At 35.6% G+C, this 24,814-nt stretch carries 18 protein-coding genes, 1 pseudogene and 1 riboswitch; of the genes and pseudogenes, 6 read left to right on the forward strand and 13 right to left on the reverse strand.

The window, feature by feature from the left end:
• Positions 1-42 precede the first annotated feature (42 nt).
• The 11 genes and pseudogenes from ACW2QF_RS01865 to ACW2QF_RS01915 all read right to left on the reverse strand — a co-directional run bounded on the left by ACW2QF_RS01865 (position 43) and on the right by ACW2QF_RS01915 (position 11,427).
• Positions 43-1,704: pseudogene (locus tag ACW2QF_RS01865) on the reverse strand (DAK2 domain-containing protein).
• A gap of 44 nt (positions 1,705-1,748) precedes the next feature.
• Entirely contained in the window at positions 1,749-2,105 is a 357-nt protein-coding gene (locus ACW2QF_RS01870) for an Asp23/Gls24 family envelope stress response protein (RefSeq protein ID WP_455714294.1), read from the reverse strand.
• Between the two features lie 596 nt (positions 2,106-2,701).
• Positions 2,702-2,887: a 50S ribosomal protein L28 gene (gene rpmB / locus ACW2QF_RS01875; protein WP_455714295.1), complete on the reverse strand. Its 186-nt coding sequence runs from the start codon at positions 2,885-2,887 to the stop codon at positions 2,702-2,704.
• Positions 2,888-3,040: 153 nt separating this feature from the next.
• Positions 3,041-3,427 (reverse strand): GerW family sporulation protein, encoded by a 387-nt coding sequence (locus ACW2QF_RS01880; RefSeq protein WP_455714296.1) that lies wholly within the window; start codon positions 3,425-3,427, stop codon positions 3,041-3,043.
• A complete protein-coding gene (locus tag ACW2QF_RS01885; RefSeq protein WP_455714297.1) occupies positions 3,427-4,491 on the reverse strand; it encodes a DUF2953 domain-containing protein in 1,065 nt (354 codons plus the stop codon). The genes ACW2QF_RS01880 and ACW2QF_RS01885 overlap by 1 nt, the downstream gene beginning before the upstream one ends.
• 8 nt (positions 4,492-4,499) lie before the next feature.
• Complete coding sequence (locus tag ACW2QF_RS01890; RefSeq protein WP_455714298.1) at positions 4,500-4,820, reverse strand: hypothetical protein; 321 nt, start codon at positions 4,818-4,820, stop codon at positions 4,500-4,502.
• A 207-nt stretch (positions 4,821-5,027) separates the two neighbouring features.
• A complete protein-coding gene (locus ACW2QF_RS01895; RefSeq protein WP_455714299.1) occupies positions 5,028-6,437 on the reverse strand; it encodes a hypothetical protein in 1,410 nt (469 codons plus the stop codon).
• Positions 6,438-6,784: 347 nt separating this feature from the next.
• Positions 6,785-8,209 carry a pyruvate kinase gene (pyk, locus tag ACW2QF_RS01900; protein WP_455714300.1) on the reverse strand — a complete coding sequence of 475 codons (1,425 nt, stop codon included), beginning with the start codon at positions 8,207-8,209 and terminating at the stop codon, positions 6,785-6,787.
• A gap of 118 nt (positions 8,210-8,327) precedes the next feature.
• On the reverse strand, positions 8,328-9,185 hold the full coding sequence (locus ACW2QF_RS01905; RefSeq protein ID WP_455714301.1) for a hypothetical protein: 858 nt from the start codon (positions 9,183-9,185) through the stop codon (positions 8,328-8,330).
• Positions 9,186-9,435: 250 nt separating this feature from the next.
• A complete protein-coding gene (locus ACW2QF_RS01910) occupies positions 9,436-10,371 on the reverse strand; it encodes a magnesium transporter CorA family protein (RefSeq protein ID WP_455714302.1) in 936 nt (311 codons plus the stop codon).
• Positions 10,372-10,863: 492 nt separating this feature from the next.
• Positions 10,864-11,427, reverse strand: coding sequence for a LysM peptidoglycan-binding domain-containing protein (locus ACW2QF_RS01915; protein WP_455714303.1), 564 nt, complete (start codon positions 11,425-11,427; stop codon positions 10,864-10,866).
• A gap of 243 nt (positions 11,428-11,670) precedes the next feature.
• On the opposite strand from ACW2QF_RS01915, the gene ACW2QF_RS01920 reads away from it, so the two are divergent.
• From ACW2QF_RS01920 to ribH, 5 genes are all read left to right on the forward strand, one after another.
• Positions 11,671-15,906, forward strand: a complete 4,236-nt coding sequence (locus tag ACW2QF_RS01920; protein WP_455714304.1) for an acyl-CoA dehydratase activase-related protein — start codon at positions 11,671-11,673, stop codon at positions 15,904-15,906.
• A gap of 66 nt (positions 15,907-15,972) precedes the next feature.
• Positions 15,973-16,085, forward strand: a riboswitch (FMN riboswitch).
• 233 nt (positions 16,086-16,318) lie between these two features.
• A complete protein-coding gene (gene ribD, locus ACW2QF_RS01925) occupies positions 16,319-17,419 on the forward strand; it encodes a bifunctional diaminohydroxyphosphoribosylaminopyrimidine deaminase/5-amino-6-(5-phosphoribosylamino)uracil reductase RibD (protein ID WP_455714305.1) in 1,101 nt (366 codons plus the stop codon).
• Positions 17,401-18,039: a riboflavin synthase gene (locus tag ACW2QF_RS01930; RefSeq protein WP_455714306.1), complete on the forward strand. Its 639-nt coding sequence runs from the start codon at positions 17,401-17,403 to the stop codon at positions 18,037-18,039. The genes ribD and ACW2QF_RS01930 overlap by 19 nt, the downstream gene beginning before the upstream one ends.
• Positions 18,040-18,050: 11 nt before the next feature.
• The gene (locus tag ACW2QF_RS01935) at positions 18,051-19,250 is read left to right on the forward strand and encodes a bifunctional 3,4-dihydroxy-2-butanone-4-phosphate synthase/GTP cyclohydrolase II (protein WP_455714307.1); all 1,200 of its coding nucleotides are present in this window, start codon (positions 18,051-18,053) and stop codon (positions 19,248-19,250) included.
• Between the two features lie 20 nt (positions 19,251-19,270).
• Complete coding sequence (ribH, locus tag ACW2QF_RS01940; protein ID WP_455714308.1) at positions 19,271-19,738, forward strand: 6,7-dimethyl-8-ribityllumazine synthase; 468 nt, start codon at positions 19,271-19,273, stop codon at positions 19,736-19,738.
• A 174-nt stretch (positions 19,739-19,912) separates the two neighbouring features.
• On the opposite strand, the gene treC is transcribed toward ribH, so the two are convergent.
• Together treC and treP are read right to left on the reverse strand one after the other, a co-directional pair.
• Positions 19,913-21,580: an alpha,alpha-phosphotrehalase gene (gene treC, locus ACW2QF_RS01945; protein WP_455714309.1), complete on the reverse strand. Its 1,668-nt coding sequence runs from the start codon at positions 21,578-21,580 to the stop codon at positions 19,913-19,915.
• Positions 21,581-21,600: 20 nt separating this feature from the next.
• Positions 21,601-23,547 carry a PTS system trehalose-specific EIIBC component gene (gene treP / locus ACW2QF_RS01950; protein WP_455714310.1) on the reverse strand — a complete coding sequence of 649 codons (1,947 nt, stop codon included), beginning with the start codon at positions 23,545-23,547 and terminating at the stop codon, positions 21,601-21,603.
• Positions 23,548-23,760: 213 nt separating this feature from the next.
• Here treP and treR point away from each other — a divergent pair, with 213 nt between their 5' ends.
• Positions 23,761-24,486 (forward strand): trehalose operon repressor, encoded by a 726-nt coding sequence (gene treR / locus ACW2QF_RS01955; RefSeq protein WP_455714311.1) that lies wholly within the window; start codon positions 23,761-23,763, stop codon positions 24,484-24,486.
• Positions 24,487-24,814: the final 328 nt, after the last annotated feature.

Here is a 24,814-nt window from a genome sequence, read left to right on the forward strand (position 1 = left end):
GAGTCTCTCTTTCTATTTCCGCACTGCTCGTAGCCTTCGTGATTACTCTACAGATAACACATAATAATAAATTGGTTGTCCGCCACTGTGGACTTCCACATCTACATCTGGATATGCTGACATAATCTCTTCTGCTACTTTATTAGCATCTTCTTCTTTTACTTCTTCTCCATAATATAAGCTGATTAATTCTGAGTCTTCATCTACTAGACACTTAATCAAATCAACTGTTGTATTATGAATTGCATTACCTACTGTAAGGATTGCAGAATCACCGATTCCCATGATATTTCCTTGGTGAATCTCTTTTCCATCAATTGTAGTATCACGTACTGCATAAGTTACTTGTCCAGATTTAACTCTTGACATCTCTTCTATCATACGTTCTGTGTTTTCTTCAGGTGATTTATCATATACAAAGTTAATTACAGCTGTTATTCCTTGTGGGATAGTCTTAGTTGGTATTACTATGATTTCTTTATCCTCTGTTAATTGTTTTGCTTGTTCAGCTGCAAGAATTATATTCTTGTTATTAGGTAGAATAAAGATCGTCTTAGCATTTACTTGTTCTATCGCATTTAACATATCTTCTGTACTAGGATTCATTGTTTGACCACCTTCGATTAAGTAGTCAACTCCTAGTCCTCTAAAGATTTCATTCACGCCTTCACCAATTGAGACAGAGATAAATCCAACTTCTTTCATTGGCTCATCCTTTTTAATCTCAGCTGTAGTTGCTTGCGCTTTTTCAGCTTCTTTAATTAGCTTTTCCTGATGCTCTTCACGCATATTATCAATTTTCATACTAGTTAAGGATCCATACGTTAATGCTCTCTGAATTGCTAATCCAGGATCGTTCGTATGTACGTGTACCTTAACAATATCATCATCTGATACTACTACAATCGAATCTCCGATTGACTCTAAAAATCCTTAGAAATCTATTACAGTATTTAGAGTAAATTCTAATTCTAACAATAAAAAAAATTCTGTACAATAACCAAATTTAATATCAACTGTTTCTGAAGAAGTAGCTCCTGCGCTCTTAGCTGCTGTATTAGAAGTTTCGATTGTGATATCCACTTCTTTACCAAGCATTGCATCATAAGCACCTTTTAATATTTCTAATAAACCTTGACCACCCGAGTCTACTACTCCGGCTTCTTTTAATACAGGTAACATATCTGGAGTCTTTGCTAATACTGAATCCATATGTTTAATTACTTCATCTGCAAAATAAACTAAATCATCTGTCTTACCTACTAACTCAGCTGCTTTATCTGCTCCACCACGTGCTACTGTTAAGATTGTACCTTCTTTCGGTTTCATAACAGCTTTATAAGCCGTTTCAACTGCTCTTTCAAAGGCTACAGCCATGATTTCAACAGTAATTTCCTCATGTTCTTGTATTTCTTTTGTAAATCCACGGAATAACTGAGAAAGAATAACTCCTGAATTACCTCTCGCTCCACGTAAAGAGCCGCTAGAAATTGCTTTTGCTAGTACTTGGATTGTAGGATTCTCAATCGCACTAACCTCTCTAGCAGCGGACATTATTGTTAACGACATATTCGTTCCAGTATCACCATCTGGAACAGGAAATACATTTAATTCATTAATATATTCTTTCTTTGCTTCAATGCGCTTTGCTCCCGCAAGAAATAACTTTTGTAGAGTAATCGCATCTATTGTATTCATAACCACTTGTTTGTTCCTCCTTAAATTAACAATAACCATAAAAGTTTAATCTAGTCGAGCACACGTACGCCTTCGACAAAGACATTAATCTTTTCAACTTTCATGCCAGTAAATTCTTCTACTTTATATATAACGTTACTAATTAAATTATCCGTAACAGCTGAAATACTTACACCATATGCTACAATAATGTGCATATCTATTGTTAGATTATTGTCTTCTATTATGACATTAACTCCATGACTAAGGTTATCTCTTTTAAGCAAACGAACTAAACCATCTTTTACATTAACTGAAGCCATGCCAACGATACCAAAGCATTCTACAGCAGCTGATCCAGCATACTTAGCGATTACTTCATTATCGATCATGATTTCACCCATCTGAGTATTCATATGTCCTTTCATAGTTAACCCTCCAATTCCTAATTCTATGGATAAACGACTATGTTTATACAGTACAACGCTGGCACGATTGTACCTGTATGAATAATATAAGTATCGTCTATTAACCTATCCATATCTTCTACTTGATTATTATAACCTTTTTTTATTAAAAAGGAAACAGGTAAATAAAAAATTACGCCTATATATAAATTATATCCACTTTTTGTCATTTTCAAACGAATATTCAATATCCGTTTTCCTACATTACAAATACAGTTCTTTGAGTCAATAAACCAAGCCTTAACAGTCACATTGTACACATAATATACATATGATTGAATATATATAATTAATAAATAAAGGGAAGTATATCCCCTAGAATGAGTGATTAATCATGAAACGTATGTTAGGTTTTATTCTTTTTTGGATTGCCATCGGTATGACACTTATGATCTTCATAACCAACGGGCTCCTTGCTATCATTATAATTATACTATGCTTAATCCTTGGTTATAATCTCTTCTGTAATTAAGTGAACATGCCATTATATAAAAAGAACTGTCTTAGACTATTTTCATAGCACTTAAGACAGCCTTCTTATCACTTATTACAAAAAATTAAGCACGTTCAACTAAACCAGATTTTAAGCAAGAAGTACAAACATACATTTTCTTAGCCGCACCGTTAACTTTAACTTTAACAGATTTCACGTTAGTTTTCCACATTTTATTGCTTCTTCTATGTGAATGACTCACATTGTTTCCAAAATGAGCACCTTTTTCGCAAATAGCACATTTAGCCACGTCACGCACCTCCTTAAGGTAATTTACTTCAATTGATTTTTCAATTATCTTGTCTCACGACCTACAAACAAAGAATATTCTATCACGAATCATAAGTTTTTGCAAGCATTATTTCTTAATTGCTTAAAATTCGAGTTTATTCGTGTAGAAAAATTATTCTTCTTCCGTTGCAGCCGTCTCTGGATTATGTTTCATTTTATTAGTAGCTGTAAATTTATTTACAAATTCAGGTACCATATCTAAAATCTTAGTAACACCATCTTGATTTTTAACATTAACAAGTCTTGCAGAACCATTTTGTACAACCAATACAGAACTTGGGGTAATTTTTCCACCCATACCTCCGCCACCATTGTTTTTCTTCTTATCTTCTTGTGAAAACGCACCAGCAGCGACACCAAAACTTACATCAACTAAAGGTAAAATAATTGTACCATCTTCTACCTTAACAGCTTCTCCTACCACAGTTTTTGTAGTAAGAAAACTATCCATTCCTTTAAATAATGCTTCTACTGTAGATCCAAAACTATTGTCATTCATTAGAACTCCTCCTTTAATTCTTTCACATTTTTAAGCAACTTTTTAAAGTTATCATCTAAGATAAGTTTAATTCCTATTATAAGTAAAGTAAATGCACGTATTCTTCCTTTCGCATCTACCTGACCTTCCAACACTTCTTCTTGGAAATCTGGTATAATCTGTATCTTGTTTGCGTATATAGGGTATACAAGTGATAATACACCTAATAGATATCCCGTATTACAAGGATCGTCTAATCCAAATCTAACAAATCCTTTAACCTTATATGGTAAAATATGCTTTAAGATTTTCTTTATACCTGCATATACACGACCTAAACCTTTGCGATTATCTTCTACTTCAAGGAAGTCCTTGACTAGATGAATCTTAGCTTTAACATTTGAAAAAATATTTCGCGCTGAACGTATCACTTCACGGACTTTTCGAATTACTTCTTTGATTCGTTGAATAGTAGCTCTAAATGGTTTTGTTATTCTATGGAGAAATGATTCTCTTTCTTCTTCATCAACCTTTTCCTCAACTACTTTTTCATTTCTAACTATATTAGTATGTTCTTTCTGGAGTGGATTTATTATATCATTCTTATCCACTTCTACTTCTTTATACACTATTTTATTATCTTGTATTTCATTATCTTCAACTTTATGTTCTTCTTCATAATGATCTTTTATTTGAATATCTTGCTTTTTTTCTATCTCAACCGTTTCTATTTTTCTAACCTTCGTCTTACTAGTTTGACTTCTAGCCGGTTTTACTTTCTTAACCTTAACTTTTTTCTCTTTCTTTACCTTTGGCGGCCGATTACTATCAATCACAGGATATCCAAAAATCCTTAGACAATACGAATACGTCTCCTCTTCGCTATAATACCGAAAACGAAACGAGACAATTTTACATAGATAGCTCACTTTTGCCTTGGCTTGTATTGTATCATACTTTGATGCATATATGCGATACCTGATAGGAACGAACAGTAGTATTCCCAATAACAACAGTAATAAGGCAAGAAGAACACCTAGTACAATACCGATTATTTTCAAAATAATGAATATCACATGAAGCATCTACCTCTTCACCTACCATTTTCTGCAAAGTATTCTCTCGCATGAACATCTCCTGTTTCACGATACACATCTTCAATCATTCTTACCACTAAACGTTTTGCACTTTCTTTTCCTCGTGCGAGTCCAAGGATATAAATTTTATTTCTTTTATAATGTTGAAACATTAATTCATTCACATTCATTATATCAAACAAATTATTTTCATTAGATGCAAGGGCGATACAATAGATACCAACTGTCGGTTTATTTGCTTCTATAGCGTTCTTAATTTTGTCTACATTCTTGGCAATACGGTCATCCATATATAGTGTATGATACCATGTAATCATTCCCAAAGCCCCCTCTAAAACATTTAACAACAGTATCTATAAGTATATACCTAAATTTTTTTAGTTATTCATAACTGTTTTGTTCTATCCTAGTATTTATTACAATTTTTGGTGTATACCCAGGTTAATAATAGCAATGATACTGTCAGACCAAGTAAATATGTACTTAGTCGACAGTATCAGGATTTATCGATTTATGTTTTTAGTTTATTGCTCAGACATAATATCTTGAATTATACTATAGCAAGCAGTTTTTTCAGCTAGATCTTTACATTGGTTTAAAGAATTAGCTACATATTCAGCAATTTCATCTGAATTATTAAAGAAAACTGGCATCTTATTTAGCGAACTTGCCATCACGGCACGAACAACACATTGTGGTACTTTATCAAACATCTTAGCAAGATTTTTGATAAGTGTAGAAGTTACTTTTTCAATGTACGCATCATCAGCTAACTTAGTTGATACTTTGGCATTCAAATCAACAAACATGCTGTTTCCAAGTAATTTCATGCAAGTAGTTACACAAGCACCTTGTGTAGATAACATTAAACTCTTTAATTTCTTACCATACATCGTCATGACATCTTCATATCCACCTTCTAATAAGGCGATTTCTTGCATAGAAGATTCCATTGCACCTTCAAGCTTAGAAAGTTTGTCCACTTCTTTTTCATCAAGTTCTTTTTGGTCACCTTCTAAGAAATAACCATTCACATGTGCAATTAATTCCTTACATAAAGTCTCTTCTTTCATATCAGCATTCTGATATCCCACTGTTAAGTTATATGCATATAAACAGTTAATGATTTCTTGTATCTGCATAAATAAATCAGAGATTTCTAATAAGTCCATAGCACGATCTTGAACCATTCCATTTAATCTATAAAATTCTGGTTTTGTTAAACTCTTAAAATCTGCAGATTCAATTTGAGTGGCCGCTTTATATAGTTCTGGAAATTGCTTTTTCATATCCTTAGGTCTATCTAAAGTAGTTGCAGATTTAATCATATATAAATATCCATCTACAGAACTTCTTTCGCTTCCCTTATAGATCGAAATACTATCCTTTAATAAATCATAGTATTTTGTCTTTGTCATTCTGACCGGTAATTGTCCAATGATTTCTTGAACTTTTGTATTAATGATAACATTATCATTATTAGAGAATATATAATTAATAATTTCCCCAGTGAAAACATCAACGTCGAACTCTTCAATTTCATCAGAGTATTTGTCTTCGATACGATTTAATACGTATTCATATAATTGCATTATGTCTGCATATGCTGTAATAGATTTCATTCTAGACATAATCTCTTTACGAACCTCGGCAATTTCTTCCACTTTTGTTGCACGAGTACTTTCATCAAATACATCCAACATAGTTTCTTTAACTAACTGATTAACTTGGTCTAAGATATCTTTAACTTGATCAATTTGTTTATTATGTTTTTCAGAAATCACTTCATATAACATGACATATTTCATTGTTAAATCAACCAAGGAATATCTATAATAAGTTGATAAGGAACGATTCATGTATTGTGGTAAATATACTTCAACTTCCTTATTTTCTCTTATGTTTTTTAGTAATTGATTTACACTTAAACTCATATTTCAAAACCTCACCTTGTATTTTTATACTGCCAGCTAAAATATACAATGAAAAGTACGTTCCACGAACTTTTAATTGTCACGAATAATAAAATCGCTAACTCCTATTATATCAATAAAACGATTTATACGCTACCTTTTAATATAAATTTTTTGTAATTTAATAAATTTTAGTAATTTTCACGTATTTTATATCGATTTAGAACAGGCTGTCACATTAAGATTGGTGATTTCACCATATTTCTTAACACGACAGCCTGTTTAAAGTCTTATTATTCTTTCAAGTATCTATTTAACGCATAAGTATTCCTCGAAACATATTCCGAGTTGTTTATTATTGATAATTATTACTCTTCAATAATAACTGCTTTGATCATATTAGTAACACCAGTTACTCCAGCTGGTACACCTGCTGTAACGATCATAACATCATCTTTTTCAACAAATCCTTTCGCTTTTACATCTGCTACTGCTTCATCTAAAAGAGCATCTGTTGAGTTAACTTCACTAATTTTAGTTGGTACTACACCCCAGTATAATTGCATTTTTCTTAGTGTTCTATCAAGTGGTGATAGACCTACTACTAAAGATTGCGGTTTGAATTTTGAAACTAAACGTGCAGTATAACCTGAGAAACTTGATGCAGCAATAACTTTTGCATTTAAGCTGCTAGCAGTTGCTACTGCTGAGTAGCAGATACCGCTTGATACACTCTTACTTCTGTGTAGACTGTTCATTTCAAGAATTCCATCATAGTCAAGGTGTGATTCTGTTTCTAAAGCAATGCTAACCATTGTTTGTAATGCTTCAACAGGATATTTACCCATTGCAGTTTCACCTGATAACATGATTGCATCTGTACCATCATAGATTGCGTTAGCAACGTCAGTTACTTCTGCTCTTGTTGGTCTTGGGTTACGAATCATAGAATCTAACATTTGAGTTGCAGTAATAACTGGTTTATATGCATCATTACATTTTTGAATAATCATTTTTTGAATGAATGGAACTTCAGCTGCAGGAATTTCAACACCCATGTCACCACGTGCTACCATGATACCATCTGATTCTTCGATGATTTCATCAATATTTTGAATTCCTTCTTCATTTTCGATCTTAGAGATGATTGCCATATCAGAGTTAGCGTCATTTAATACTTTACGAATTTCTCTAACTGCATCTGCATTACGTACGAATGAAGCTGCGATAAAATCTAATCCTTGATTAACACCAAAGATAATATCTTCTCTATCTTTTTGTGTAATTCCTGGTAACTTAACGCTTACACCTGGAACGTTAACACCTTTACGACTTCCTAATAAACCACCGTTTGTTACTTTACAGAAGATTTCTTTATCTACAACTTTTTGAACTGAAAGTCCGATTAAACCGTCATCGATAAGAATAGTATCACCTGCTTTAACATCTTCAGGAAGTTGAGTATAAGTAACTGATACTTTGTTAATATCACCAATAATTTCTTCAGTAGTTAATACGAAATCTTGTCCTTCTACTAATTGAACTTTTTCATCATTAACTAACATCCCTGTTCTGATTTCAGGGCCTTTTGTGTCTAATAATATAGCAATTGGTAATCCAAGTTCTTCTCTAACTTGCTTAATCATGTTGATTCTGTTTAAATGTTCTTCATAATCACCATGTGAGAAGTTTAATCTTGCAATATCCATTCCATTCTTTGCAAGAGCACGAATATTCTCGATGTTATTCATGTTTGGTCCCATTGTACATACTATTTTCGTTTTTTTGTTCATAATTTTTACCATCCTATTCTAAAGCATATATAGTCACTACGCACATAATATATCATCATGTACCTAGATACTTTTAAAATGAAAATCCATTTCATATAACCCAATATCACTAATTATGCTACTTTTTCACATGAGTATGAGTGAATAAATGTTCCATACAATACTCATAGTTCCCATCACATTTGGAACAGAATCGGAATTCAAGATTTTCATCATCTTGTTCTGTTCTACCACAAACCGCACATTTATGTCTCGTAATTGTTTTTGAACGATTAACTTGTTTATGATACGTTCTTCTACGTTTCTGTGCTGCTGGTGATATTCTTTTGTAATTTCTAGTTGCGAAAAAGAAAATTACAAAGTTAAGCAATGCTACTAAAATCGAAACTGCCATTGCGAAATATCTTGGATCCGAAGTTATAAATCCATCTCGAACACACTTGAATATATCGTAACCTATTATGGCCGCATAGATATATGCCAAATGCTTTACCTTAACAGGTATTACAAAGAATAATAGAAACTGTACGTTCGGATAAATTGCAGCAAAAGCAAAGAACATGGAACGATTAATAAAAGTAAGTCCCATTGGATATGTTCCACCCATAATAAAATAAAGGATAACTGCTGCAACAATATTAAACAAAATACCTGATAAATAATATAGATTAAATCGAAATGCTCCCCAAGCATCCTCTAAAGAACGCCCAATCATGTAATATAGATACATCTCTATTGCAAAGAAAAAGATATCAAATCCACCACCCAAAGTTGATGGATAAATGATAAATGTAACAAGCCTCCAAATTTGACCTTGGAACACTTTAGCAATATTCAAGCTAAGATATGCATCATAAAAATATGGATTGATTAGATATACCACCGCACCTAAAACATAAAGTGTTATTATATATTTCATCAAATCATGAATCGCATAACGACCGAATTTTCTCTCTAACTTATTGATAAACTTCATCTAACACACCTCTTTATTAGAATTGACCACTCTGCGTAATCTACGATAAGAATAACCAAGTTTATGATTTTAGTCAATTAAAAAATAGAAAATTCACAGAAATTTGATATTTCCTTTATCGTATTATAATAATTGCACTTAATAAGCTTTAACATGCCAGAATCTTATCTCAATATTAGATATACAATTAAACATTAGAATGGGATTGTCATATAGCAACATACGACAACCCCAAAATAATTAAAACAACTTAGAATAAATCTTTTTTTGCTAAAATGTATGCCACCAATGCTGTCAATGCAAAAGTCCCTGCTGTAACAATATAAAATCCATATTTCGCGTCTATACCTGGCATATGGACAAAGTTCATACCGAAAAAACTAGCAATCATAGTTGGTATGGATAATACAATTGTAACAGTAGCAAGGAATTTCATTACAATGTTAAGGTTATTCGATATAACTGATGCAAAGGCATCCATTGTTCCACTTAAAATTCCACTGTATATATTAGCCATCTCAATTGCCTGTTTATTCTCAATAATAACATCTTCAAGCAAATCAGTATCTTCTGGATACTGTTTTATATTCTCAGTCTTTAATAATTTTTCGAGTACAACTTCATTAGCACGTAAAGAAGTTGTAAAATAAACCAAACTTTTCTCTAATTCTAGAAGTTCGATTAATTCGCGATTCTTCGTTGAGGCATGTAACTTCTTCTCAACTTCTTCACTCTTGCGATCAATCACACGAAGATGTTGAAGATATGCACTTGCATTCTTATATAGAATCTGCAAGATGAATCTGGTTTTTTTGAATGTAAAGAAGTCTCTAACTCTTCCATCCATAAAACTCTTCAAGATTGGAGTTTCCTCTAGACAGATTGTAATAATAGCCCCTTTTGCTAATAGAATTGCTAAAGGAATTGTTACATAACGATCTTTATTGTTACGTTCCTCTAAGGTAGGAATATCTACAAGGATAAGCGTATACGTATCCTCAACCTCAATTCTTGAGCGTTCTTCTTCATCTAGAGGCGCCCTTAAATCGTTAATATCAACTTGATATTTATCCGATACCTGTAGCAACTCTGTCGCAGTAGGATTTGTTAATGCAATCCAACAACCTTCCTCAAAATCGTTGATTTGACGCAGTCCATCGTCATATGTTTTGTATACTTCAATCATAGTCCGCTCCTATCTACTTCCATTAGGATAATAGACAAAAACATACTAGAGAGAAATGGTATCTTGTTTATAGTAACTGTTATCTATGTATCCTAATGAAAGTGCGATTATATTTAATTTTTATGTTACTCTGTCCAAATAATAATGCCGTACATAGATAATTTTGCCGGCGACTACTCGGTCCGCTTTCCATATAATCCACATCCTTTCTAAAAATAACAGTTTTGTTTCTAACCACATTAATTATATGTGTAACAATACCGTTTGTCAAACACTTTAAAAATAAATTATTTTCCTTCATTTACCACTTGTTTTCTACGTTAATTCTTGATGGATTTTATGTGTATTTTACATTTAATATGAAGTAAATCATTTCTTTGACTTATTATTACATAGTAAATCAACTTAATATAGCATTTTACAACAAATAAAAAACTGTCGAATCCATTTTCCTAAGTGAACTCGACAGTTCACATTAATAGATCTTCATTACTAATCTTCCTCTTCTCTTTGTCTTCTATCTGGTATATTAACTGTCATACCTGGTTGCAATAAGATTGTTGACATGTTATTGCTCTCAATAAATTCTTCTAAATCAATATCAAATTTGTCAAGAATATCTTTTAATGTCTCTGCATCTTTAATAATATAAGTAAATAAATTCATATTGCCCTGCATATTAGGTTGTGACGGTCTGGTTGGTTGACTAGGCATACTAGGTTGTGATGGTCTGGTTGGCTGCTCTGGCATACTAGGTTGTGATGGTCTGGTTGGCTGCTCTGGCATACTAGGTTGTGATGGTCTGGTTGGTTGCCCTGGCATATTAGGTGGTACCGTACCAGAAGGTCTGTTTCCAGTGCCAATGTTACCGATACCGCCCATATTGTTTGTAGGAACACAAATTTCATCACCGATCTGTAGGTTGTATACATCTACGTAAGGATTTGCACGCATAATTAAAGCTAATGGTACGTTATACCTTCTACTAATTGAATATAAGGAATCTCCTCTCCTAATTACGTGCACAATTCCTCTACAAGAATCAAAGTTTCTCATTCTTACCTATCCTTTCTTAATATAATATTTGCACTGCCTATACAGTACTAATATATTCAAAGGTCACAAAGAATGTGTATATAATTTAACTAAAGTAATATATGCAAGAACCTGTAATTTCTCCCTGGTAAAGATTTGAATTTCAAAATAAGTTGAAGTATTTAATTGTTTGTCGTATAATGTTCATGATTATCTCTTGTCTATATAAATTAATTAAGGAGGAACAGCATAAGCTGGTAACAAATGAACAATTTAATCTATACTCTTGGTATTGATATCGGTTCGACAACTGTTAAAATAGCAGTTCTTGATGCTAAACATACCATCTTATTTTCTGACTATGAACGACATTATGCCAATATTCAAGAAACTTTACATACACTTTTAGCCAAAGCATATGAACAATTAGGCAATTGTTCTATAGCACCTGTAATCACAGGTTCAGGTGGTCTTACATTGTCAAAGCATCTTGAAGTTCCTTTCGTTCAGGAGGTTGTTGCAGTTTCTACTGCTTTACAAAACTACGCTCCTCAAACTGATGTAGCAATAGAACTTGGTGGTGAAGACGCTAAAATTATATATTTTTCTAATGGCATTGAGCAAAGAATGAATGGAATCTGTGCTGGTGGTACTGGTTCTTTTATTGATCAGATGGCAACCTTATTAAAAACAGATGCTACAGGTTTGAACGAATACGCAAAAGATTATAAAGCAATCTATCCTATCGCAGCTAGATGTGGTGTTTTTGCCAAATCTGATATTCAACCTTTAATTAATGAAGGTGCTACAAAACAGGACTTATCAGCTTCTATCTTTCAAGCAGTTGTTAATCAGACAATTAGTGGTCTAGCTTGTGGTAAGCCAATCCGCGGAAATGTAGCATTCCTAGGTGGTCCTCTTCATTTCTTAACAGAATTAAAAAATGCATTTATAAGAACATTGAATCTTACACCAGAAACAACAATAGCTCCAGATAATTCTCATCTATTTGCCGCTATTGGTTCTGCACTAAGCAGTAAGCTTGATGGTGTTACAACGATTGAAGATATGATTACTAAACTATCTTCTAGAATTCAAATGGAATTTGAAGTATCTCGTATGGAACCCTTATTTAATAATGAGGAAGAATACAATGACTTTACCATACGACATGCGAAACATACCGTTGTTAAAGCTGACCTTGAAACATATGAGGGTGATTGTTTCTTAGGTATTGATGCAGGTTCTACTACTACTAAGGTGGCATTAGTAGGGGAAGATGGATCTTTACTATATTCATTCTACAGCAACAACAATGGAAGTCCTTTAAAAACAACCATTAAAGCTATTAAAGAAATCTATAGTAAATTACCAGATAGTGCTAAGATTGTACGTTCTTGTTCAACTGGTTATGGTGAAGCTCTTATTAAGGCTGCTCTATTATTAGATGAGGGTGAAGTAGAGACCGTATCTCATTATTATGCTGCTGCTTTCTTTGAACCTACTGTTGACTGTATCATCGATATCGGTGGTCAGGACATGAAATGTATTAAAATCAAGAATCAAACGGTAGATAGTGTACAATTGAATGAAGCTTGCTCTTCTGGCTGTGGATCTTTCATAGAAACTTTCGCTAAATCACTGAATTATGAAGTAGCTGATTTTGCTAAAGTTGCCTTATTTGCTAAACATCCAATTGATCTTGGTTCACGATGTACCGTATTCATGAACTCCAAAGTAAAACAAGCGCAAAAAGAAGGCGCTGGAGTTGATGATATCTCAGCTGGTTTAGCATATTCGGTAATTAAAAATGCAATATATAAGGTTATCAAATTAGCAGATCCAAAAGATCTTGGTGAAAATGTAGTTGTTCAAGGTGGAACTTTCTATAATGATGCTGTACTTAGAAGTTTTGAAAAGATACTTGGACGTGATACAGTTCGCCCTGATATAGCAGGTATTATGGGTGCTTTTGGTGCTGCCCTAATTGCAAGGGAACGTTATACACCAGGTGTAGAAACTACAATGCTCACCATTGATAAGATCAATTCCTTGAAGTTCGATACTTCCATGGCTCGTTGTAAGGGTTGTACGAATAGTTGTCTACTCACAATTAACCGCTTTACTGGTGGTAGACAATTTATAACTGGGAATCGTTGTGAACGAGGTCTAGGCAAAACAAAGAACAAAGATAATATCCCTAATTTATTTGAATATAAACTTAAGAGAATGTTTGATTACACTCCTCTAGAACAGGATAAAGCGTATCGTGGAACTGTAGGTATTCCAAGGGTTTTAAATCAATATGAAAACTATCCATATTGGTTTACTTTCTTTTCAGAACTTGGTTTCCGTGTAATCTTATCACCAGAATCAACACGTAAAATATACGAATTAGGTATTGAGTCTATACCAAGTGAATCAGAATGTTACCCTGCAAAGCTAGCCCATGGTCATGTAATGTGGTTAATCAAACAGGGAATTGATTATATCTTCTACCCTTGTGTTTTCTATGAACGAAATGAAATACCAGAAGCTAATAATCATTATAACTGCCCTATCGTTACTTCTTATGGTGAAAACATAAAGAATAATGTAGATGAATTAGCTGGAGATTCTATCTTTTATCAAAATCCTTTCTTAGCATTTACTTCAGAAGAAATCCTAACAAAGCGATTAATTGAAGTTTTCAAAGAAAGTCATAATATACCTGCTGCTGAAATTAAAGCTGCAGCTCACCTTGCATGGAATGAATTATTACAGGCTAAGAAGGATATCGAGAAAAAAGGAGAAGAAACCATCGCTTACCTTAACGAGACTGGTCGTAAGGGTATTGTATTAGCTGGCCGTCCTTATCATGTTGATCCAGAAATCAACCATGGTATTCCTGAATTAATAACATCTTATGGTGTTGCAGTACTTACCGAAGATAGTGTAAGTCATCTAGGTAAAGTGGAACGTCCTCTTATCGTTATGGATCAATGGATGTACCATTCCAGACTATATTCCGCTGCTGCTTATGTCAAGACAATGCCAAATCTTGAGTTAATACAGCTTAACTCCTTTGGATGTGGTCTTGATGCAGTTACAACAGATCAGGTTAATGATATCTTAGTTGATGCTGGTAAGATCTATACCGTTCTTAAAATTGATGAAGTGAATAACTTAGGAGCTGCTAGAATACGTATCCGTTCACTGTTATCAGCTGTTCGTGACCGTGAAAAGAAACATATTGATATCACTCAAACAACTACTTCGTACGAGCGTGTAATCTTTACAGAGGAGATGCGTGAAGATTATACTTTATTATGTCCACAGATGTCACCAATTCACTTTGACTTTATAGAAGCTGCTCTTAATTCTGTTGGTTACAAGGTCGTTGTCTTAGATAACGATAATAAAGGTGCTGTAGATGTTGGTCTAAAATACGTTAATAATGATGCCTGCTATCCTTCTTTAATGGTTGTGGGGCAAATTATGGACGCACTTTTATCTGGTAAATATGATCTTAATAAAGTAGGTGTAGTTATAACGCAGACTGGTGGAGGTTGTCGTGCTACAAATTATATCAGTTTCATTCGTCGAGCACTTCGTAAAGCTGGTATGGAACAAGTCCCTGTTGTATCCATTAATACAGTAGGACTTGAGAAGAACCCAGGTTTCAAATTCACTCCAGCTGCTATAAATCGTGCTTTACAAGGACTTGTATACGGTGATGTTCTTATGCGTGTTTTATATCGTACAAGACCGTATGAAGCTGAATTAGGTTCTGCTAATACCCTTTATGAAAAGTGGCGTGACCGTTGTATCAAATCTGTTCGAAATGGAAAACGTGCGGAATTTAAGGCTAATGTTCGTAACATTATCAAAGAATTTGATAAGCTACCATTATTAGATATTACCAAACCAAAAGTTGGTATCGTAGGTGAGATTCTTGTTAAATTCCTACCAGCTGCCAACAACTATTTGGTTGATTTATTAGAAGCAGAAGGCGCAGAAGCTGTTATGCCAGATTTATTAGACTTCTTCTTATACTGTGCTTATAATTCTAATTACAAATCAGAATACCTTGGTAAACCTAAGAAAGAAGCTTTCACGAATAATATTGGTATTTGGTTTATAGAACAGTATCGTAAAGATATGAAGAAACAATTAGCCGCAAGTAAACGTTTTGCTCCACCAAAGGAAATCAGCGAACTTGCAGGTTATGCTGACGAGATCGTATCCATTGGAAATCAGACTGGTGAAGGCTGGTTCTTAACAGGTGAAATGATTGAGTTAATTCATTCTGGAGTTAAGAATATCGTTTGTACACAACCATTCGCATGTCTGCCTAATCACGTTGTTGGTAAGGGTGTTATTAAAGTGTTACGACAACATTATCCTGATTCCAACATCGTCGCTGTTGATTATGATCCAGGCGCAAGTGAAGTTAACCAGCTTAATAGAATTAAGTTAATGCTTTCAACTGCTAATAAAAACCTTACTATGGAAAATTAATAATAGATTTATATTAGGTATATATTGACAGCTTTAGCAATCAGAGGTATAATAATGCCAATTGAATAAGATCTTCGGGGCAGGGTGAAATTCCCGACCGGTGGTACAGCCCACGAACCGTAAGGTTGATTCGGTTAGATTCCGAAGCCGACAGTATAGTCTGATAGTAGAAGATAAAGTAAGATTTGCTATTTGCGTGGATATTAAATTTGTGCTCTGAAATGATTACCATTTCAGAGCATTTGTTTTTATTTCTATGCAACCAAGTGACTCATTTTATAAAAATGCCTTGAACATACAATTGTTCAAGGCATTTTTGAGTGTTAGCTTTCTTTTGTGTATAATAAACCGTCTCTTTTCTCCTGCCCTGAACATTTTGTTCAGGGCTTTTTTCATTTAATGGAGGTGCAATATGGATGAAATAGAATATATGCGTCTTGCGATACAACTTGCAAAACAAGGCTGCGGCTGGGTAAACCCTAACCCTATGGTTGGTGCAGTGATTGTGAAGGAGGGCAAGATTATCGGGCAAGGCTACCATGAAAAATGCGGAGAACTCCACGCAGAACGAAACGCACTGGCAAACTGTCAGACATCAGCAACTGGTGCAACCCTCTATGTGACACTGGAACCTTGCTGTCATCATGGGAGAACACCTCCCTGTACCGAAGCAATCATTGAAAGTGGCATCAGTCGTGTGGTAGTCGGTTCTTCCGATCCCAATCCACTGGTTGCTGGGAAAGGTATTGCGATTCTGCGTTCTCACGGTATTGAGGTAATGGAGAATGTTGCAAAGGATGAGTGCGACAAGCTCAATGAAAGCTTTTTCCATTACATCAGGCATAAAACCCCCTATGTTATCATGAAATATGCCATGACAATGGACGGTAAAATTGCCACACACACCGGTAAATCTCAATGGATTACTGGCCAGACGGCACGCAAGCGTGTTCATGAAGATCGACATCGTTATTCTGCCATCATGGTTGGTGTGGGCACTATTCTCACAGATGACCCTATGCTGACCTGTCGGCTGGAAAACAGCAAGAATCCCTTACGCATCATCTGCGATACCAATCTAAGAACGCCACTGCAAGCAAAAATTATATCTACAACCGATACCGCTCCTACCCTCATCGCTACAGCTATAACGGATACCAACAGACATCGTGCATACCTGGATGCAGGCTGTGAGATCATGGTACTTCCTAAAAAGGATAAGCATATTGATTTAAACAACTTGATGCAAAGATTGGGTGAAAAACAGATTGACAGTCTTTTGCTGGAGGGAGGCGCTACACTTAATTGGTCAGCCTTACAAAGCGGTATTGTGAATAAGGTGCAGGCATATGTGGCCCCCAAGCTGTTTGGTGGCAACGCAAAAACCCCGATAGCAGGTTTAGGTGTTGATTACCCAGAGGGTGCTTTTGTACTAAGCAAACCGAACATTACACAAGTGGGTGAAGATATTTTATTAGAAAGCGAGGTGATTCAGTGTTTACAGGAATCATAGAAGAAATTGGCAAAATTCAGGACATAAAAAAAGCAGTGAGTTCTGCTATCCTATCGGTTCAAGCATCAATAATCATGCAGGATCTCCATATTGGCGACAGCATTGCAGTGAACGGTGTCTGCCTTACGGTTACCTCCATTTCCCCAAACGGCTTTATCGCCGATGTGATGCATGAAACTTTGAACCGCTCTTCCCTTGGAAACCTACGGATTGGAAACCCTGTTAATCTGGAACGGGCAATGCTGGCAAACGGCAGATTCGGTGGACATATTGTTTCTGGGCATATCGACGGTACTGGCACGATTTCTGACATTCGAAGAGATGATAACGCCGTTTGGTACACAATCAAAACACCATTACCTGTTCTTCGATATATTATTGAAAAAGGATCGATTGCTATTGATGGTATCAGTCTGACTGTGGCAAAGGTGTATAAGGACAGCTTCAGCGTTTCTATTATACCGCACACTGCTTCATTCACAACGCTATCCAGCTACCGTATTGGGGATTCGGTCAATTTAGAAAATGACTGTATTGGAAAATATGTGGAACGTCTGATGGGAAAAGAAACACAAAACAACAATATTACAGCCGAGTTTCTTGCAAAACACGGCTTTTAGGAGGAAGTAAAATGTTTCAATTTAGCAGGATTGAAGAGGCATTGGAAGATCTTCGCCTTGGAAAAATTATTCTGGTTACAGACGATGAGGAAAGAGAAAACGAAGGCGACTTTATCTGTGCCGCTGAGTATGCCACCACTGAGAACATAAATTTTATGGCGGTTCATGGGAAAGGCTTGATTTGTATGCCTATGAGCTCAGAGCTTTGCCAAAAATTGAAATTTCCCCAAATGGTAAACGACAACACAGATAACCATGAAACAGCTTTCACGGTATCCGTTGACCATGTGGATACCACTACTGGTATTTCGGCAGTAGAACGAAGTATTACCGCCATAAAATGTGTCGCAGACGATGCCAAACCGGAGGATTTTCGCCGCCCCGGTCATATGTTCCCGCTTTGCGCAAAGAAAAACGGCGTACTGGAGCGAAATGGACACACCGAAGCCACAGTGGATTTGATGCGTTTGGCGGGTTTAAAGGAATGCGGCCTTTGCTGCGAAATTATGCAAGAGGACGGAACCATGATGCGTACGCCGAAGCTGATGGAGTTATCACAAAAATGGGGTCTTAAAATGATTACGATTAAATCCCTGCAGGAATACCGCAAAAGAAATGAGAAGCTTGTAGAACAGGTAACCTGTACCTCTTTACCTACAAAGTATGGTGATTTCAAGGCTTACGGATACATCAGTAAGATTAACAAAGAACATCATGTGGCATTGGTCAAGGGTGAGATTGGAAATGGAGAAAACCTGTTATGTCGTGTTCATTCCGAGTGTCTAACTGGGGATGCATTCGGCTCTACTCGCTGTGACTGCGGCCAACAGTTTGCGGCAGCTATGACACAAATTGAAAAGGAAGGCCGGGGTATCCTGCTTTACATGCGACAGGAAGGTCGCGGAATTGGTCTGATTAATAAACTACGCGCCTATGCACTTCAGGATCAGGGCATGGATACTCTGGAAGCGAATCTTGCTCTTGGTTTTCCAGGAGATATGCGGGAATATTACATTGGGGCACAGATTCTTCGTGATCTTGGTGCAAAGACATTGCGCCTTCTCACCAATAATCCCGACAAGGTTTATCAGCTTTCCGGTTTCGGCATAGAAATCACCGAGCGTGTTTCTATCCAAATGGAAGCTACTGAGCATGATTTATACTATCTGAAGACCAAACAGAAAAAAATGGGCCATATCTTAAATTATTAAGTAAAAAGGAGATTACGATAATGAAAACTTTTGAAGGAAAACTTATAGCCGAGGAAGTTCGGATTGGCATTGTTGCCGCACGTTTTAATGAATTTATTACAAGCAAGCTGTTAGGTGGTGCTCTTGATGGACTGAAGCGTCATGAGGTCAGCGAGGACAACATTGATATTGCATGGGTTCCTGGCGCATTTGAAATTCCCCTCATTGCTTCCAAAATGGCGAAAAGCGGGAAATACGACGCCATCATCTGTCTTGGTGCCGTGATTCGTGGTAGCACTACCCACTATGACTATGTATGCAGCGAAGTATCCAAAGGTATTGCACAGGTATCCCTAAACAGTGATATTCCAGTCATGTTCGGTGTGTTAACTACCGAAAATATTGAACAAGCGATTGAACGAGCTGGCACCAAAGCTGGTAACAAAGGCTTCGACTGTGCCGTTGGCGCTATTGAAATGGTAAACCTAATTCGAGATATGCAAGGCTGACTAAATCCTCCTATTCACTGTCTTAATTTAGGCTAAACCTAATCATTATACATAAAAAAATGACCTCCAATAAGTTAGATTATTATTAGGTCTAACTTATTGGGGTCAGTTCATTCAATCTTTTGAATCTAGTCTCATATTATATTATAGATAAAATTGAGCTTACGTCTCCTACTAGTTTCTTACTACTTTTTCCCAAACCTGACTTTCGTAAGGTCTAAGAACTAGACAGCCTTCCTGATATCTATTTATTATGGATGTTTCATCTGTATAACTGTCTAACAGCAATAGATAAGAATTCTCTGGAATATTTGTGTTTAGTACCACTTCTCTATCGGAATAATTAGCGAATACTACTAATTCTTCATCACCGAGTGTTCTCGTATACGCCATAACTTCTGCAGCCGATTCTTCTAGGAATGAAATGCTTCCATCTGCTATCACAGCCTTTTCCTTTCGTAGTGCAATAAGTCTTCTATAATACTCAAGAATAGAATCCTTATCTCCTAGCTGACTTTCTACGTTGATACACTGACTGTTATGGTTCACTCCGATCCATGGTGTTCCTTGACTAAATCCTGCATTTTCACCATCTGTCCATTGCATTGGTGTTCGACCATTATCCCTTGAACGTAATCCTACAATCTTTAATGCTTCTTCTTTAGTTTTACCTTGGTCAAGCATAATTTCATAATAATTTAGGCTCTCTACATCTTTGTATTCCTCAATATTAGAATAGCCCGCATTTGTCATCCCAATTTCTTCACCCTGATAAACATATGGTGTTCCACGCATCATATGAATACTTGTTGCAAGCATTTTGGCAGATTCTTTCCAGTATTTATGTTCATCACCTAGACGTGATACGATACGTGGTTGATCATGGTTACACCAGAATACAGCATTCCAGCCATTTGCCTTTTGCATTCCTTCCTGCCAATGCTTCATCAGATCGTTTAACTGACGTATATCTGGGTCCATAACTTCCCATTTATCTCCACCTTTGTAGTCAATCTTCAAATGATGGAAATTAAAGCACATGGATAATTCCTTTTCCTCAGGATTTGAATATCGAATGCAGTTTTCCAGTGTGGTAGATGACATCTCACCTACTGTTACCATAGATTCCATCTGTGTATCTGCAACCAGTTCTTTCAGGAATTCATGTACATGACGGCCATCTGTATAGAATCTTCTTCCGTCGCCTATCATATCATCCTCAAACACTTCTGGCTTCGAAATCAAATTGACTACATCAAATCGGAAACCTTCCACTCCCTTATCCTTCCAGAAATGGATTACTTTTTTTAGTTCTTCACGAACTTTTTCATTCTCCCAGTTTAAATCTGCCTGTGTCTCGTCAAATAGATGTAGATACCACTTTTTTAAATCGGGTACATATTTCCATGCTGGACCACCGAATTTGGAAATCCAGTTTGTTGGTATCTTGTCTTCAGTCCCATCTACGAAATAATAGAAATCCTGATATTCCTTATCTCCTTGAAGCGCCTTCTGAAACCACTCATGGGCAGTAGATGTATGATTGAATACCATATCAAACATCACACCCATTCCATGCTTTTTGGCCTCTGCAATTAGATTTTCTACATCTTCCATAGTTCCAAAACGTGGGTCAATGTTATAATAATCCTCAACATCATATCCATTATCTCTCTGTGGTGAAACAAAGAATGGTGTTAACCATAGATAATCCACTCCGAGATACGCCAGATAATCCAACTTTTTTGTTACACCTTTTAAATCTCCAAAGCCATCTCCATCGGAATCCATGAATGATTTTGGATAAATCTGATATATTACTTTATTACTAAAACCTGACATAGTACCTCTTTTCTACCTTATTATGAGAAAGTAGCAATTACTGTTTTACCTGCAACTACTTGTTGCCCTGTTTTATACTGAATATTCTTCGCACTGCCTTCTTCTGTTGCAATACAAATGATAGCGTCTGAATATCCAGCCTTTTTTATCTTCTTACTATCGAACTTAAGTAATGGTTCTCCTGCCTGTACCTTCTGTCCTTCGCTAATAAGATAAGTAAATCCTTCTCCATTCATATTAACAGTATCGATTCCAACATGAATTAGAACTTCCATTCCATTTTCAAGTGTTAGCCCACAAGCATGTTTCGATTTGTCCATAGTTACAGATATCGTTCCTTCTGCCGGTGCATATACCGTATCACCTGTTGGCAGAATTGCAAGTCCATCTCCCATAACACCTTCAGAAAATACACCGTCTTTTACTTCTGCAAGTGTAATCGTTTTTCCATCTGCAACAGCAGTCCATTCTGCTAGTGCTTTTTTTGCAACTTTTTCATAAGTTTCAGTTTCGGAAGTTGTTCTATCTGTTGATACTCCTTCTAAATCTTCAGCAACTAATTTTTTCTTTCCAACAATTACAGTTAATAAAAATGGAACTGCAACTGCGATTAACATACAAATCGCAAAGCTTAACATGTATTTTGGTTGAATAGAAAGAATTCCTGGAAGTCCTCCTACACCAATTGCGTTTGCTGTTGTATTTGTAGCCACACAAACGATTGCTGCCAAACCAGATCCAATCATTCCACAGAAGAATGGAAATACATATTTTAAGTTAACCCCGAACATTGCTGGTTCTGTTACACCAAGATAACAAGATATAGTAGATGGAACATTTACTTCCTGCGCTCTTGCGTTCTTTTTTTGAAGATAAATCATACCAAGTACTGCAGAACCTTGTGCAATATTAGAAAGTGCAATCATAGGCCATAACATAGTACCGCCAAAATCTGCAATTAGCTGAAGATCGATAGCATTTGTCATATGGTGTAAACCTGTAATTACAAGTGGAGCATAGATAAATCCAAAAATAGCACCAAAGATAACACGTGCAGATCCTGTAATTCCTGAATAAACAACACTTGAAATAGCTGAACCGATTTTCCAACCAATAGGTCCTAAGATAAAGTGTGCTGCCATAACTGCAAGTAACAAACTAAAAAATGGAACAACAATCATTGAAATAGCTTGTGGTGTAATCTTACGGAAGAATTTTTCCAAATACGCCAAAGCGAAAGCTGCTAAAATAGCTGGAATTACTTGAGCCTGATAACCAATCATGTTAACTTGTGTAAATCCAAAGTTCCAAACAGGGATATCAGCAGCTGCTGTTGATCCTACAGAGTATGCATTTAGAAGCTGTCCAGATACTAGCGTAAGACCTAGTACAATTCCAAGCATCTCTGTCGTTCCCATTTTCTTTGCCACAGACCAGCAGATTCCCACTGGAATTCCTACATGGAATACTGCTTCACCAATTAACCAAAGGAAATGGTCAACTCCAGCCCAAAATTGGCTTAAATCACATAATGTCTTTGTTCCGTTATCAAAAAGATAGAGACTATCAATACAGTTTCTAAAACCAAGAATTAGACCACCTACAATAATAGCTGGAATTAATGGTGCAAAAATCTCTGCAATTGCTGTCAGCATTCTCTGGAATATGTTCTGATTCTGCTTAGCAGCCTTCTTTACCATATCCTTTGATACTCCTTCAATGCCTGCCTCAGCAACAAAGTCATTATAAAAGTCAGCAACTGTATTTCCGATGATTACCTGAAACTGTCCTGACTGAGTGAAGCTTCCCTTTACAACTTTCATAGCTTCAATTTTCTTAATGTCTGCCTTTTGTGGGTCATTCAATACAAAACGCATTCTTGTCATGCAATGTGAAACTGCTGCAATATTTTCTTTTCCGCCAACAAGGCGTAGCAGTTCTTTCGCATCCGCCACATACTTACCCATAAATTATCACCTTTCATCTCTCATTATTTCATCTTGTTTAAACAAGTTGGCAATTAATTTATACCACACTTGTTTAAACAAGTAAATACCTTTTTTAAAAAATTTTTATTTTTTCACCTTGCACTTCGTTTTATCCTCTTCTATAATGATAGACACATCTTTATTCGGCTATTCTAATTGCCAGAAGCAAACGTAATAAATAAGGAGTACATTATGCCAAAAGCAAAATTTGAAACTATTTATAAAGACTTAAAAGAAAAAATTGAAAAAGAGGAATATACTTTTCAGGATTTGCTTCCTTCTGAAAATACACTTGTGGATATCTATAGTTGTTCACGTAACACGGTACGTCGTGCCATTGCACTTCTAGCTGAAGCTGGTTATGTACAGTCCCAACATGGAAAAGGTGTCCGTGTTATATATCAGCCAACTCCTCAAACCGCTTTTACCATCGGAGGAATAGAGTCCTTTCATGAATCTGCCATCCGCAATCATAAGATTCCTTTTACCAAAGTCATTCAATTTGCAGAAATACATACAGATAATAGAATCGCCCAAAAGACAGGTTTTCCTCTTGGAAGTGAAATTTACTATATACAAAGAGTCCGCTACCTTGACGATACTCCGTTAATTTTTGATATTAATATATTTCTAAAATCCGAGGTACCAGGTCTAACAGAAGAAATCTGCAGGCACTCCATTTACGATTATATCGAGAACACACTTCATATGCATATTGTAACCAGCAAACGACAGATTAAAGTTCAAAAGTCTACTGAGATCGATGAGGAGTATCTCGATCTTACGGATTACCATGTTCTTGCAGTAGTAACAAGTCAGACCTATAATGCTAATGGTGTTCAATTCGAATATACCGAATCAAGACACCATCCTGATTATTTCTGCTTCCACGATACTGCCACACGCAAGCATATTTGAATTTAGTTAGTAAATGCACAAGTACAGGCAAGTTAATGAATGAATATTCTTGATTATTTGTCTTAACTTTAACTAAGATCTTTTGACGGCAAAATCATAAATATTACACTTATCTATTAAATAATAATAACTAATATAATTTAATTACTGACATTGCAAGAATAAAACAAAAAATACGCCCTAACGGACGTATTTTTTGTTTTATTCCCCGATATTCTCTTGTATTCCAACACTATATTTAATATATGCTACATTTGTATAGTTAATTTCTTAAGTTTCTATTAATTTTCTGGTAATTTATGAAAAAATAAGGTATGATTGTATAATA

It is taken from the genome of Anaerosporobacter sp. (assembly GCF_965301125.1).

Coding starts and splice junctions, on each gene's coding strand:
- ACW2QF_RS01935 (WP_455714307.1), top strand. CDS start 18,051: ATGTTTCAATTTAGCAGGATTGAAGAGGCATTGGAAGATCTTCGCCTT.
- ACW2QF_RS01880 (WP_455714296.1), bottom strand. CDS start 3,427: ATGAATGACAATAGTTTTGGATCTACAGTAGAAGCATTATTTAAAGGA.
- ACW2QF_RS01870 (WP_455714294.1), bottom strand. CDS start 2,105: ATGAAAGGACATATGAATACTCAGATGGGTGAAATCATGATCGATAAT.
- pyk (WP_455714300.1), bottom strand. CDS start 8,209: ATGAACAAAAAAACGAAAATAGTATGTACAATGGGACCAAACATGAAT.
- treR (WP_455714311.1), top strand. CDS start 23,761: ATGCCAAAAGCAAAATTTGAAACTATTTATAAAGACTTAAAAGAAAAA.
- ribH (WP_455714308.1), top strand. CDS start 19,271: ATGAAAACTTTTGAAGGAAAACTTATAGCCGAGGAAGTTCGGATTGGC.
- treP (WP_455714310.1), bottom strand. CDS start 23,547: ATGGGTAAGTATGTGGCGGATGCGAAAGAACTGCTACGCCTTGTTGGC.
- ACW2QF_RS01915 (WP_455714303.1), bottom strand. CDS start 11,427: ATGAGAAACTTTGATTCTTGTAGAGGAATTGTGCACGTAATTAGGAGA.
- ACW2QF_RS01920 (WP_455714304.1), top strand. CDS start 11,671: ATGAACAATTTAATCTATACTCTTGGTATTGATATCGGTTCGACAACT.
- treC (WP_455714309.1), bottom strand. CDS start 21,580: ATGTCAGGTTTTAGTAATAAAGTAATATATCAGATTTATCCAAAATCA.
- ACW2QF_RS01905 (WP_455714301.1), bottom strand. CDS start 9,185: ATGAAGTTTATCAATAAGTTAGAGAGAAAATTCGGTCGTTATGCGATT.
- ACW2QF_RS01895 (WP_455714299.1), bottom strand. CDS start 6,437: ATGAGTTTAAGTGTAAATCAATTACTAAAAAACATAAGAGAAAATAAG.
- ribD (WP_455714305.1), top strand. CDS start 16,319: ATGGATGAAATAGAATATATGCGTCTTGCGATACAACTTGCAAAACAA.
- ACW2QF_RS01910 (WP_455714302.1), bottom strand. CDS start 10,371: ATGATTGAAGTATACAAAACATATGACGATGGACTGCGTCAAATCAAC.
- ACW2QF_RS01885 (WP_455714297.1), bottom strand. CDS start 4,491: ATGCTTCATGTGATATTCATTATTTTGAAAATAATCGGTATTGTACTA.
- ACW2QF_RS01890 (WP_455714298.1), bottom strand. CDS start 4,820: ATGATTACATGGTATCATACACTATATATGGATGACCGTATTGCCAAG.